A 13029-nucleotide genomic window follows, 5' to 3' on the forward strand; every position below is an offset into this window, starting at 1 on the left:
AAAGAAGGAGAAAAATGTGAATGGGACGCATAAAATTTTCTTGAAATGAATGCGAAAGTTAAGGGTAATTTCTTCGCTGCAGAATGAAAGGTTACAGATTATGGATCTTTGATTTTGGATTTTGGATTTTTTATGAATCGCAAATCAACAATGAAGGATCAAAAATTCAAAATCATCCAAGCATCTCTTCCATTCCGAAAATTCCTTTTTTACCTTTCATGAATTCCGCTGCGACAACTGCGCCAAGTGCGAATCCTTCCCTCGAGAATGCTTCGTGCATGATGAAAATTTTATCGACGGAAGAAGTATAGATCACCGAATGAGTTCCGGGAACTTCACCGATGCGTTTGGAAATGATCGGAAGTTCATTTTTGCCGATAGCGGTTTTTATTTCCGCCGGATGATCTTTCCATTCTTTCACGCGATCCAGATTTTCAATAATTCCGTCGGCGATCGTGATCGCAGTTCCACTGGGCGAATCGAGTTTGTGAATGTGATGGATCTCTTCCATCTCCACTTTATATTCAGGGTGAGCATTCATCATTTTCGCCAATTGTTTATTCAACTGGAAAAAAAGATTCACGCCAAGTGAAAAATTCGACGCCGTAAAAATTCCGCCATTCTTTTCTTTACATGCATTCGACACAAATTCCATTTTATCATTCCACGCAGTTGTGCCAACAACAACCGGAACTCCATTGGAAAAACAATGCATGATATTTCCGATCACAGTTGCAGGTGTACTGAATTCTATTGCTACATCAGCAATTTTCAACTCGTTCGCCGGAAAAGGATCGGCATTGTGTTTGTCAACGATCAGCGCGATCTCATGCCCGCGCGCATGCGCAATCCGCTCAATGACCTTTCCCATTTTTCCGTAACCAAGAAGTGCGATTTTCATGATGCGAATATGGGAAAGATTACAGATAATACAGATATACAGATATGGAATTGGCAACCTTAAGCCCGGGATCTGTATCTGTATTATCTGTAATTCTCCCCAATTTCAGTAGCGTAAAAACATTATCTTTGCCGTCCCAATTAAGGGAAAACTAAAAACAAAAATCAATGCCTACAAAGATCAGACTACAGCGCTATGGAAAAAAAGCTCATGCTTATTTCCACATCGTGATTGCGGATGGTCGTGCCCCACGGGATGGGAAGTTTATTGAGAAAATAGGCAGCTACAACCCGAACACGAATCCGGCAACCATTGAGATTGACAGCGAAAAAGCTTTCGAATGGCTGAAAAAAGGTGCACAGCCCTCGGACACTTGCCGTGCGATCCTTTCTTACAAAGGGATCATGTATCGCAACCATCTTTATCGCGGAGTTCAGAAAGGCGCGATCACACAGGAGCAGGCCGACGCGAAACTCGAGAAATGGTTGCAGGAAAAACAAGCAAAGATCGATTCAAAGATCAGCAAACTTGCAGATGCAGAAACCAGTTCAGACAAATCCCGTCTTGATGCTGAAAAAACTGCGAACGAAGCACGCCGTACAAAAATTGCTGCGAAAGCCACTGCAAAAACAGAAGCGCCCGCTGCAGAAACTACAGAAGCTCCGGCTGCCCCTGCTGAGAATACGGAAAACGCTTAATCAGAACTGAGAGCTCAGGACATAGAGCTGAGACAAAAGCCTGGGGATCTCCCTGGGCTTTTTTCATTGGGTCAAATTCAAAATCTAAGTTCTAAGTTCTCCGCTCTAAGCTCTCCTCCCTATCTTTGAAATATGAACTCGTCCGATTATTTCTACTTGGGAAAAATTGTCCGCACTGTCGGACTGAAAGGTGAATTCGCGGTGCAGCTGGATGTGGATGATCCGTTGAAATATCAATCGGTGAAAAAAATTTTCATTGCTGAAACAAGTGAATTTGTTGCTTACAAAAAAAAATCAGCTCGTGTGAATGGGATGCAGCTGATCATTTCCATTGAAGGAACAAGTGATATAGATGAAGCGAAGAAACTCATCGGGAAAAATATTTTTCTTCCGTTGAGTGATCTTCCATTACTGAACGATACACGATTTTATTTTCACGAAATTCCGGGCTATGAAGTAAGCGATGCGCATCATGGTGTGATAGGAATTGCAGAAGAAGTAATGGAGCGTTCCATACAGCCGGTGCTGGTGGTGAAAAAAGAAAAAACAGAAATTCTCATTCCGCTTGCGGAAAATATCATTCAGAAAATAGACAGAAAAAATAAGACACTGTACATAAATGCGCCCGAAGGATTGATCGATATTTATCTTAACAAAAGTTCCTCCTCAGAGGAAGAGTGATCTCTCTTTACAATTGGTTGGTCTTTTTTTCGTTGGTCGTGGGTCGTGCTGCTTTTCTATGAAAGACCGGAGAATAAAAGCAGCACTCCCGAAAAAATAAATTTGTTTCATCGATTATTTTTTTCGTACACTTGCGGCCTTTTTATTTCAATTTTATTCATTTAATATTTTTTACTCATGAAAAAAGCAGGTTACAAAGAATTGACCGTTTACCAAATTTCCTATGAAAGTGCGTTGAAAATTCATCAACTCACAAAATCATTTCCTCCGGAAGAAAAATTTTCTCTCATTGATCAAATACGAAGATCTTCCAGATCGGTAGTTGCGAACATTGGAGAAGGTTACAGAACGCGACAATACCCAAAGAATTTTGCAAAAAAACTTTCTATTTCGAATGGAGAAGCTACCGAAACTCAGATCTGGCTGGACTTTGCAAAAGATTTCGGATATATTAAGCAAGACATATATGAAGAGCTTTATGAAAAATATGAGCGGGTTGGAAGTATGTTGGGTAATATGATCACCGCTCCGGAAAAATTCAAACCGAGAAGTTGATTTTGGGTTTGCCGTTGGTCGCAGGTCGTCAATTTGTGATAACTCGACCACCGAATAACGACCGAGACCAACGGCAAAACGACCAACTTTTTCGTATATTAGATACATCCAACGGCTAAACCCCGTTTATGTCAGCAAACACTTTCGCTTTCAAAAAATTTACAATTCACCAGGAAAAATGCGCGATGAAAGTCGGCACGGATGCTGTGCTGCTCGGTGCGTGGGCAAAAACGTATGGCGTGCGTCACGCGCTCGACATAGGTACGGGTACGGGCGTGATCGCGCTCATGCTCGCACAGAAATGCGGAGCACAGATAGACGCGATAGACATTGATAGAATTTCGTGCGAAGAAGCCAATGAAAATGTGAAAGCAAGTGCGTGGACCGACCGCATACATGTGCAGAATATTTCGCTCCAGGATTTTTCAAAAATTGCCGATGAGAAATACGAACTCATTGTGAGCAATCCGCCTTACTTCAATGATTCACTTCGTGCCTCGGAAGAATCGCGCACAAAAGCAAGACATACCGTGTTGCTTTCTTTCGAAGACCTTATTCATTCTGTAAAAAAATTACTCTCGAAAGACGGAAAATTTTACCTGATACTTCCAACGAAAGAAGGAGAACAGTTCCGTGCGCTTGTGGGCGAGAGCGGGTTACACCTGCGCCGGCTTACACGCGTGAGGACGACTCCTGAAAAAAGTGAAAAGCGTTTACTCATGCAATTTGGTTTTACGGCAAAGGAAAAAGTTTCGGAGAGTGAACTGGTGATAGAAAAAGATCATATGAACGCACAGCATTACTCGGAAGAGTACAAAGAACTGACGAAGGATTTTTATTTGAATTTCTAGGGGAAGATTATGAATTTTACAGATATACGGATTACGAATTGGGGAATTTCTAAGCGAAGATTGTTAGAATTATTTCGACAATCTAATCGGAATTCTTAAATGAAAATTTCAAGTCCTGTATTTTAATCTCATTAACAGAAATAATTTTATCATTCTTATCAAACACAAATTCTTCATGGACTTTGCACTTTTCATATTGCACTTTTGATACACGGAAACATTTGAAATTAACCCAAAAACCAACAGCGATATTACCTCGTGGGTCTTTTGAAATCGCAAACGTCGAATCAATAATCTTTGACTCGCCATACATGAATTCTTTTGTTCCAACATTGATCAGCGAATCTACTCCCGCAGGCGTAATGTTCTTCACTTTGAAATAATTTTCAACTGCGGGAGAAAAATATTTGGAAACTCTGATTGTCGGATTATTCAAATCAGAATAATAATTGTGAACTATTTCCTTTAACACATCGTCGTGATTTTTTATAATCGGAGAATCACTCTTGAAATAGTTGAAAAGTACCCATGCTCCAAGAGAAAGGACAATTACAATAATCGAGGTGGTCAGGTATTTTTTCGTGGATTTATTTTCATCAGATGAAATAGATGAATTTGCTCTCGGAACCTCTATAATTGGTTTTGATTTTTCAACCGCATCTTTTTTGGAAATCGGTGGCATCTCTTGTGGGGATGGTGGTTCTGATTTTGGTTTCCTTTTATTGTTTAATTCAATATTGGGATTTGCAAACTCCTCATATTTTCTAAAACATGAAATGCAAAAAGGTTTGCGTTTTGATGTAGGAGTTTCTGTTTTACACCAATGACAAAAATTCTCCTTGTAATTCCAATCGTTGTAAATTGCCCAAACATTATAGTGTGTGGAACATAATGGAAAATTACCATTCAAATAATTGACGCCATCACCACAACGAATGCAAACACCCTTTTGATCTGGAATCGGTTTGAAGAAAGTCAATTTTAAATTATCATAATTGTACGAATTGATTGGGGTAAATATTTTCTTCTTTGCAAATTCATTAGAACGAGGAATTCTGCTGATTGCATCACGGACAATCATTTCAGGTTGTGCCGAAGCTCTATAAAATCGGTCGGGATTTTCCGTCTTTTTGAAAACCGTACTATTTTCAATATTATGTTGTTCAGAATATCTTGAAAGGTTCAAAGATGTGCTGATCAACAATTCTTCATTGTAATAACACTTTGCATGTACATCTTCATGGTTTAGAATTTCGAGATTTTTCATTCTGCTCAATTTACCTTTCACTTCATCCTTCAATTTGTTTTCGATGCAAACTAGAAGGATTGATTTTCCCAATGAAGAAGCTTTTTCCAACTCAGCAAAAAAATTATCTGATGGATCAACAAACGGAGAAATCAGAATAATTCGGTTTCTTGCAGTACGAATTATTTCCAAAATAATATCAGCAGCTTCTTTTGTATTTGGGAATTCGTTCATGAAAATTCATTCTCAATTAATGCAACTATCAACAGAAATTCATTTGGGATATTAAATATAGGCAAAACAGGTGTTTTTTCCTCCTATAAAAATAATATCAGACAACAAACGTTTATAAACGAGCAGCAATTGACAATTCATTAAATTTGCAGAAATTGCGGATTTGCAGATACCAAATGACGGATTACAGATTTCTTTGGGTAATATTTTTTGCTTTTATTTTTTCATGTTCGGCGCCGAAGGATATTGCCGGCGACTATTATGCCAAAATTGACGATAGCTTGTATAAAATTTATCATTTTACTGCTGATAAAAGATTTGATTGGGACGGCATTTACCAGGGAAACGTCCTGGCTCAGGATTCCGGAAGTTATTTCATGAGAAATGATTCCATTTTTTTCTGTTCTGATGATTCAAGTTCCTCGAATTGCGATGGGATGCGCATTAGCTGCCGCATGCATGGAACATTCGTTCTTCATTTTTTAGGATCCTATATTCGAACTTGTGGTACTGGTAATGGTGCGGGTGAAGTGACTTTCAAAGAAAAATTGATTCTCAAAAAATTAAAACCAAAAGACTGATTTTTTATGGAATCGGAAAACAGGATCCGTCCTTATTAAAATGCGTTATTTATTTTTCCTTTTTCTGATCTTTCATTCTTCCTGTGCTTTTCATACAAAACTTGCAGGCGATTACTACGAATCATTCGGTGCGATGGGTGGCGGCGCCAATTATCATTTCTCGAAAAACGGAATGTTTACTTATTCATCACACTATGATGTGGGAGGAGAGGTTGGCAGTGGAACCTACAAAGTAAGGTTGCATTCAATTATTTTCAATTTCTCGGCCTACGATCAAAAGAAAGACAGTTCTTCAATTACTGTCAGTAAAAACGATAGCATAAATGTCAATTATTGGGAAGTAGAAGTCACCGTTAGCGACACGTCGAAATATCCTATGATTGGTGCAATGATTATTTATTCTGATTCGATGGGAAACAAATTAGGCGGAAAGAGTTGCGATCTCGATGGAAAAGCGAGGATACATGTGGCTGATTATCTGGGAGCATTGAACATTGAAATAAAAATGACTGGTTATAATTCATGCACACTGAAACTCCGGCAACGAGGGCATTACCGGGTGAATGTTTCCATGAAAGAAAGCGGATACTTTACCGTTGTTGCAGACGGTACGAAATGGAAATATCATTTGAATTATTTTTCCCGCGATGAAATAAAATGTGTTCGGTTTGTTCCTTGCGGTGAATGCGCGAAGAAAAACTACCGCAAGAAAATTGTTCTTGAAAAAAAATAATTTTTGCGTGAGGGATGCGAAGGGTTTAGCCCATGCAAAGCATGGCCGGAGCCCGGAGCAGCCCGGCCCCGATCCTGAGCTTGCCGAAGGACGGGGACACGCCCCAAAAACAAATTGTACATTGTACATTATTGTAAATAGTAAATTAAAATGGGTCTCAAAAAATTAATTGCCAAAGCAGTGAAAAACCTGGAAGGAAAATTCCAGAAGCACAAAACTTCATTGAAAGCCGGGGACAAAGCGCCGGTGATAGAAGGAATTTTAAATGATGAGAATACTTTTGACAAAAAAATTGCAAGCGGAAAAAAGATCGTGCTTTATTTTTACCCGGAAGACAATACACCCGGATGTACTGCGCAGGCCTGTAGTTTGCGCGATAATTATTCCTTACTGCTCAAGCAGGGTTTTTATGTGATAGGTGTGAGCGCCAATACGGTGAAGAAACACCAGAACTTCATTAAGAAATATGAGTTGCCTTTTCCGTTGATTGCGGATACTGAAAAAAAACTGATAAAGAAATTTGATGTGTGGGGGAAAAAACAATTCATGGGAAGAATTTACGACGGAATTGTGCGCACTACTTTTATTATTGACGAGAAAGGATTTATTGAAGAAGTTATTTCTGACGTGGACACGGCGGAGCATGCAAAACAGGTGATGAGGAAATGATTTGCAAAAATCAGCTTTGGTAGAGATACGAAGCTTCGTATCTCTACCAATTTATAGGCAAACATAATAATTTTACATCTTTTCAATCGTTTTTCCTATATTTAATAATATACTATATATCAATTATTTAACTTTAAAATTTTCATAAATTATAGGTAATGTTAATAACTTTTGCGACGTGTAATTTGCCGGTATTAAGTTTTGCTATATGTTTGCATTGTTCAATTCAAATTAATTATTCACGCAATAACCTTATCAATTATGAGCAAAGAAGTAAACAAAGAAAAACTGAAAGCACTTCAGTTGACCATCGACAAACTTGAAAAAACGTATGGCAAAGGAACCATCATGAAACTCGGCGACGAAGCTGTCGAACAAATGGAAGTGATTCCTACAGGATCACTCACGCTTGACATTGCGCTGGGTGTGGGCGGGTTTCCTAAAGGACGCGTCGTAGAAATTTACGGGCCTGAATCGTCCGGAAAAACAACGCTCGCTATTCATGCAATAGCAGAAGTGCAGAAAGCCGGAGGAATTGCAGCATTCATTGATGCAGAGCATGCGTTCGACCGTTTCTATGCACAACGGCTTGGCGTGAACATCGACGACCTTCTTATTTCTCAACCGGATAATGGAGAACAGGCGCTCGAGATCACAGAAAATTTAATTCGTTCCGGCGCAATCGATATCATCGTTGTCGATTCTGTTGCTGCTCTTACACCGAAAGCGGAAATAGAAGGAGAAATGGGTGAAAGCAAAATGGGATTGCAGGCACGTCTTATGTCGCAGGCATTGCGCAAACTCACCGGCACGATCAGTAAAACAGGATGCTGCTGCATCTTTATCAATCAGCTTCGCGAAAAGATCGGCGTGATGTTCGGAAATCCGGAAACTACCACAGGAGGAAACGCACTGAAATTCTACGCTTCCATTCGTCTCGATATACGTCGTGCCGGACAAATAAAAGAAGGAGAAGTTGCTACAGGAAATCGTGCGCGTGTGAAAGTGGTGAAGAATAAAGTTGCTCCGCCATTCCGCACTGCAGAATTCGATATTCTTTTCGGTGAAGGAATTTCACGCGTGGGTGAGATCATCGATCTCGGCGTTGATCACAACATCATCAAGAAAAGCGGATCCTGGTTCAGTTATGATGAAACCAAACTCGGGCAGGGACGCGATGCCGTGAAGCAACTCTTCCACGACAACCCGGAACTGATGGAACGCATTGAAGCGGAGATACGCCTGGCAGTGAAATCGAAAGCAGACGGAGAAACAGTTATAGCCGAATAATTTTAACCGGAGAAAAAATCCATTCAAACAGATCATTTAAATCCTGTCCCGGTTTTGGTTTTTGAAAAATTAAGCGACGAATTTTGGATGGTAACTTCCCGATAAAATGGAGAAGTATGTGGAATGGATTTATTTCCCCGGCTAATTTCCCGGACTGATTGCAATCGTCTCGTAAAATGAATCCGGATTTGCAGAAATGCGATCCGGATTTCTTTTCCTTCTTTACAGCAAGTCATGCTCCATTGAAAATATTTTATTTTTTCATTTAGACATCCTCTTATTCCTTTATGCAACTGACCTCAGCAAAACTGAAAATAATTTCTCAAGAGAGAATTCAACTTAATGGAACCCCGCAAAGATTACATTTGCGGAACCAATGAAACTTTTTTTCATAACGATCTTATTGCTCTTCGCAATTTTTCTTGTTCAATGCGGTGAAAATAATGTAGATCAAATTCCCATTGTAAATGATACTGTGAAGCCGATCGAAAAGATCACCAAAAATAAACCGGATACTTTTCAGATCATCGATATCCTGGTGAATGGGATAAAAGAAAATATCAGTACAGGAAAATTGAGTAGGAAAGATGAAGCCCAAATGGATCCCGTTGGCGGACTGGTTTACGGATATTTTTATTCGCACGATTCTATCGCGAATTTATTTTCCAGCTATGGTGGCGAGGCCGGCAGAGATGAAACACAGTCTTATTTCAGAAATGGGAAACTTCTTTTTTCCGAATACAGTTTTTATTGGTTTACGCTCGATAAAAACATGAACAAAACCGGCGAAACGCTGACGGCAAAAAAAATATTCTATCTCCCCCACTCTCCCTGCGCGAAAGACAGCATTCTTTATTTCAACGATTCCATCAAGGGTTTCTATCCAGGTATGAAATTTCACCGATCAGAATTCCCTTCCGATTCCGCAATCACTGATAGGATTGAAAAGATGCGGGTGAATCTGGTGAAGTGGACTAAATAAAAATCTGAATTTTCAACACTTGTTTCTCTTTTGGTTCATTATTCCTTCTGTTTCATTGTAAGAACCTCCGCCTTTCCTTCCTACCTTTGCGCCGAATTTTCCTGCAAAGGTCTTGGAAACAGAAACCGCAATTCCATCTATTACCCGAAGTGAGAACGAAACACTCGAAGTGATAGGCGCGCGCGTTCATAACCTGCGCGATCTGAGCGTTTCTATTCCGCGCGATAAACTCGTTGTCATTACCGGTCTCAGCGGCAGCGGAAAATCTTCTCTTGCATTCGATACAATTTACGCCGAAGGCCAGCGTCGTTATATTGAAACGTTCTCTGCATATGCACGTCAATTTCTCGGCGATCTCGAAAGGCCTGATGTGGACAAGATCACAGGACTTTCTCCCGTGATTTCCATTGAGCAGAAAACGGTCAACAAAAATCCGAGATCGACCGTTGGAACGATCACGGAGATCTATGATTTTCTTCGTTTACTTTTCGCACGTGCATCCGACGCGTACTCGTACGTGACCGGCGAAAAAATGGTGCGCTACACCGATGACCAGATTATTGACCTGATCCTCTCGTCGTACGAAGGAAAAAAAATATTCCTGCTCGCTCCCGTTGTAAAAGGAAGAAAAGGTCATTACCGCGAACTCTTCGAACAGATTCGCAAGCAGGGATTTTTGCGCGCGCGCGTGGATGGAGAAATTATGGAACTCACGAACAGAATTCAGCTCGACCGTTATAAAGTTCATGATATAGAAATTCTCATTGACCGTATCCAGGTTTCTGTCGATGATCGCCAGCGTATTTCAGAATCGGTGAAACTTGCTCTTCGTCATTCAAAAGGAACGATGATGGTTGCTGAATCGGATGAGAAAGGAAAAAAAGTTGTGAATAATGAAGTGCGCCATTTCAGCCGTCACCTGATGTGCCCTACTTCAGGAATTGCTTACGATGATCCTGCTCCAAATTTATTTTCTTTCAATTCTCCGTATGGCGCTTGTTCGAAGTGCAATGGGCTCGGCCATATTTTAGAAATTGACATCAATAAAATTATTCCGAACAAATCGAAAAGTATTAAAGCAGGCGCCATCATTCCCATTGGAGAATTCAGGAATTCCTGGATCTTCAAACAGATCGAAGCCATCGCCGACAAATACAAATTCAGAATTTCTGATCCGGTGAAAGATATTCCGGAAGATGCACTCAATGCAATTCTTTTTGGAACTGATGAAATGCTGAAAGTGAAGAATGACAACAGCAGTGGAACAAGTTACGCGCTCTCATTCGAAGGTGTGGTGAATTTTCTTGCGCGACAGGAACAGGAAGGGCCTGCCGGTGTGCAGAAATGGGCGGCAGAATTCATGAACGAAGCCGTGTGTCCGAAATGCAATGGAACCCGATTAAAAAAAGAAGCGCTGAATTTTCGCATCAATGAAAAAAATATTTCTGAATTATCTTCTCTCGGCCTTCTCGAATTGAACGAGTGGATGAAAGATCTTGAATCGAAGATCAGCGAAAGACAACGAACTATTGCCACAGAAGTTTTGAAAGAGATTCGAAATCGCCTGCAATTTCTTCTCGACGTTGGACTTGATTATCTAAGCATTGACAGAAGTTCGCGCTCACTTTCGGGTGGAGAAGCGCAACGCATTCGTCTCGCTACGCAGATTGGTTCGCAATTGGTCGGTGTGTTGTACATTCTCGATGAACCGAGTATTGGTTTGCACCAGCGCGATAATGTTCGGCTGATAGAAGCGCTGAGAAATCTTCGCGACATCGGGAATTCGGTGATCGTTGTTGAACATGACAAAGAAATGATTCTCGCTGCAGATCATGTGATCGACATTGGTCCGCGCGCGGGTGTGCATGGCGGACACGTAGTCGCGCAGGGAAGACCGGATGAACTTTTAAAATTCAACACGCTCACCACAGATTACATCACCGGGAAAAAAGAAATTTCTATTCCTGAAATCCGACGGAAAGGAAATGGAAAAAGAATTATTCTCGACGGATGCACCGGGCACAATCTCAAAAATGTAACGGTCGATTTTCCATTGGGGAAATTCATCTGCGTTACAGGCGTGAGCGGAAGCGGAAAATCATCGCTCATTAATGAAACGCTTTATCCGATTCTCAGCAAACATTTTTACAGGAGTGAAAAACGCCCGTTGCCTTACAGAAAAATAGTCGGACTCGAACATATTGACAAAGTGATCGAGATCGATCAGTCGCCGATCGGAAGAACGCCGCGATCGAATCCTGCAACGTACACCAATGTTTTTGCCGACATCCGGAATCTTTTTTCTATTATTCCTGAAGCGAAGATCCGCGGTTATAAACCCGGAAGATTTTCTTTTAATGTGAAAGGTGGCCGATGTGAAACCTGCCAGGGAGCCGGGTTGCGCACAATAGAAATGAATTTTCTTCCCGATGTTTATGTTCATTGCGAATCGTGTAATGGAAAAAGATATAATCGTGAAACGCTTGAAGTGCGTTACAAAGGAAAAAGCATCAGTGATGTTCTTGAAATGACGATTGATGCGGCTGTGGAATTTTTCGAACCGGTTCCTTCCATTTACCAGCGCATAAAAGCTTTGCACGATGTGGGACTCGGTTATGTAACGCTCGGCCAGCAAAGCACTACGCTTTCCGGTGGAGAAGCACAGCGTGTGAAACTCGCCACTGAACTTGCAAAAAAACAAACAGGAAATACACTTTACATTCTTGATGAACCCACAACAGGTTTGCATTTCGAAGACATACGCATCTTGCTCGAAGTGCTCAATAAATTTGTGGACCAGGGAAACACGGTGCTTGTCATTGAACATAATATGGACATCATCAAAGTTGCTGATCATATTATTGACCTCGGCCCCGAGGGAGGAAAGCGCGGCGGAGAAATACTTGCCATAGGTACGCCGGAATCGGTTTCGAAGAATGAAAAAAGTTTTACTGCAGAATTTCTCGCGAAAGAACTGAAAAGAAAGATAAGCGCAATGTCCTGAGAAATAATTCCAATGAATACTCCGAGAGAAATACTCAGTAAATTCTACAGTGACAATCATCTTCCGCCGGATGGCGGGCAAAGCAGCAGTAGTGTTAAAATACAACTCACGGAAAAATTCCATTTTTATTTTCCGAATTTCAAAGCGAGGAGGAAAGCCGTCATCAAGCACGACATTCATCATTTGCTGACGGGATATTCTGCTTCGTCCATCATCGGTGAAAGCGAGATCAGTACCTGGGAACTGGCATCGGGCTGCAAAAAGTATTGGGTGGCATTCCTGATCGATACTTCTGGAATGATGCTCGGATTCTGGATCAACCCTATGAAATTACTTCGGGCATTTGCGCGCGGAAGAAGAACAGGAAACCTTTATCATGATCTTCTTACCGATGAGAAAGCGCTCGACACGCCGGTCGATGATCTGAAAAAGATGACGCGGCTCGATGAGTTCGGGATGAATTGCAAGCCGAATGCAACGGATGTTTTTCTTTTTTTGCTTTTATTATTTTTCGGTGCGATCTTTTCCATTGCTTCATTGGCGCTGATTCCTTTCCTTATTCTTTACACGACCTTCATTATGATCGCCGGGAAAAAGTAGTTCG

13 protein-coding genes are annotated in these 13029 nt (G+C 40.9%); 11 read left to right on the top strand and 2 right to left on the bottom strand.

Annotated features, from left to right (window positions below):
• Positions 1-172: 172 nt before the first annotated feature.
• On the bottom strand, positions 173-901 hold the full coding sequence (gene dapB / locus HY064_15020) for a 4-hydroxy-tetrahydrodipicolinate reductase (GenBank protein ID MBI3511968.1): 729 nt from the start codon (positions 899-901) through the stop codon (positions 173-175).
• A 167-nt stretch (positions 902-1068) separates the two neighbouring features.
• Between dapB and HY064_15025 the strand changes: the two genes are divergently transcribed.
• The 4 genes from HY064_15025 (at position 1069) to HY064_15040 (ending at position 3686) form a co-directional block, all read left to right on the top strand.
• Positions 1069-1599, top strand: coding sequence for a 30S ribosomal protein S16 (locus HY064_15025; protein ID MBI3511969.1), 531 nt, complete (start codon positions 1069-1071; stop codon positions 1597-1599).
• A gap of 132 nt (positions 1600-1731) precedes the next feature.
• The gene (rimM, locus tag HY064_15030) at positions 1732-2280 is read left to right on the top strand and encodes a 16S rRNA processing protein RimM (GenBank protein MBI3511970.1); all 549 of its coding nucleotides are present in this window, start codon (positions 1732-1734) and stop codon (positions 2278-2280) included.
• A gap of 177 nt (positions 2281-2457) precedes the next feature.
• Positions 2458-2835: a four helix bundle protein gene (locus tag HY064_15035; protein MBI3511971.1), complete on the top strand. Its 378-nt coding sequence runs from the start codon at positions 2458-2460 to the stop codon at positions 2833-2835.
• A 128-nt stretch (positions 2836-2963) separates the two neighbouring features.
• Positions 2964-3686 carry a methyltransferase gene (locus HY064_15040; GenBank protein ID MBI3511972.1) on the top strand — a complete coding sequence of 241 codons (723 nt, stop codon included), beginning with the start codon at positions 2964-2966 and terminating at the stop codon, positions 3684-3686.
• Positions 3687-3768: 82 nt separating this feature from the next.
• On the opposite strand, the gene HY064_15045 is transcribed toward HY064_15040, so the two are convergent.
• Entirely contained in the window at positions 3769-5166 is a 1398-nt protein-coding gene (locus HY064_15045; protein MBI3511973.1) for a hypothetical protein, read from the bottom strand.
• 176 nt (positions 5167-5342) lie between these two features.
• Between HY064_15045 and HY064_15050 the strand changes: the two genes are divergently transcribed.
• From HY064_15050 to HY064_15080, 7 genes are all read left to right on the top strand, one after another.
• A complete protein-coding gene (locus HY064_15050) occupies positions 5343-5747 on the top strand; it encodes a hypothetical protein (GenBank protein ID MBI3511974.1) in 405 nt (134 codons plus the stop codon).
• Between the two features lie 40 nt (positions 5748-5787).
• Positions 5788-6480 (top strand): hypothetical protein, encoded by a 693-nt coding sequence (locus tag HY064_15055; protein MBI3511975.1) that lies wholly within the window; start codon positions 5788-5790, stop codon positions 6478-6480.
• A gap of 150 nt (positions 6481-6630) precedes the next feature.
• Entirely contained in the window at positions 6631-7149 is a 519-nt protein-coding gene (gene bcp, locus HY064_15060; GenBank protein MBI3511976.1) for a thioredoxin-dependent thiol peroxidase, read from the top strand.
• Positions 7150-7410: 261 nt separating this feature from the next.
• Positions 7411-8439, top strand: coding sequence for a recombinase RecA (gene recA, locus HY064_15065; GenBank protein ID MBI3511977.1), 1029 nt, complete (start codon positions 7411-7413; stop codon positions 8437-8439).
• A 376-nt stretch (positions 8440-8815) separates the two neighbouring features.
• On the top strand, positions 8816-9421 hold the full coding sequence (locus tag HY064_15070) for a hypothetical protein (protein ID MBI3511978.1): 606 nt from the start codon (positions 8816-8818) through the stop codon (positions 9419-9421).
• A 139-nt stretch (positions 9422-9560) separates the two neighbouring features.
• Positions 9561-12425, top strand: coding sequence for an excinuclease ABC subunit UvrA (uvrA, locus tag HY064_15075; protein ID MBI3511979.1), 2865 nt, complete (start codon positions 9561-9563; stop codon positions 12423-12425).
• Between the two features lie 12 nt (positions 12426-12437).
• Positions 12438-13025, top strand: coding sequence for a hypothetical protein (locus tag HY064_15080; protein ID MBI3511980.1), 588 nt, complete (start codon positions 12438-12440; stop codon positions 13023-13025).
• The last annotated feature ends 4 nt before the right edge of the window (positions 13026-13029 follow it).

Source organism: Bacteroidota bacterium (assembly GCA_016194975.1).
GTDB lineage: Bacteria > Bacteroidota > Bacteroidia > Palsa-965 > Palsa-965.

Coding starts and splice junctions, on each gene's coding strand:
- dapB (MBI3511968.1), bottom strand. CDS start 901: ATGAAAATCGCACTTCTTGGTTACGGAAAAATGGGAAAGGTCATTGAG.
- HY064_15025 (MBI3511969.1), top strand. CDS start 1,069: ATGCCTACAAAGATCAGACTACAGCGCTATGGAAAAAAAGCTCATGCT.
- rimM (MBI3511970.1), top strand. CDS start 1,732: ATGAACTCGTCCGATTATTTCTACTTGGGAAAAATTGTCCGCACTGTC.
- HY064_15035 (MBI3511971.1), top strand. CDS start 2,458: ATGAAAAAAGCAGGTTACAAAGAATTGACCGTTTACCAAATTTCCTAT.
- HY064_15040 (MBI3511972.1), top strand. CDS start 2,964: ATGTCAGCAAACACTTTCGCTTTCAAAAAATTTACAATTCACCAGGAA.
- HY064_15045 (MBI3511973.1), bottom strand. CDS start 5,166: ATGAACGAATTCCCAAATACAAAAGAAGCTGCTGATATTATTTTGGAA.
- HY064_15050 (MBI3511974.1), top strand. CDS start 5,343: ATGACGGATTACAGATTTCTTTGGGTAATATTTTTTGCTTTTATTTTT.
- HY064_15055 (MBI3511975.1), top strand. CDS start 5,788: ATGCGTTATTTATTTTTCCTTTTTCTGATCTTTCATTCTTCCTGTGCT.
- bcp (MBI3511976.1), top strand. CDS start 6,631: ATGGGTCTCAAAAAATTAATTGCCAAAGCAGTGAAAAACCTGGAAGGA.
- recA (MBI3511977.1), top strand. CDS start 7,411: ATGAGCAAAGAAGTAAACAAAGAAAAACTGAAAGCACTTCAGTTGACC.
- HY064_15070 (MBI3511978.1), top strand. CDS start 8,816: ATGAAACTTTTTTTCATAACGATCTTATTGCTCTTCGCAATTTTTCTT.
- HY064_15080 (MBI3511980.1), top strand. CDS start 12,438: ATGAATACTCCGAGAGAAATACTCAGTAAATTCTACAGTGACAATCAT.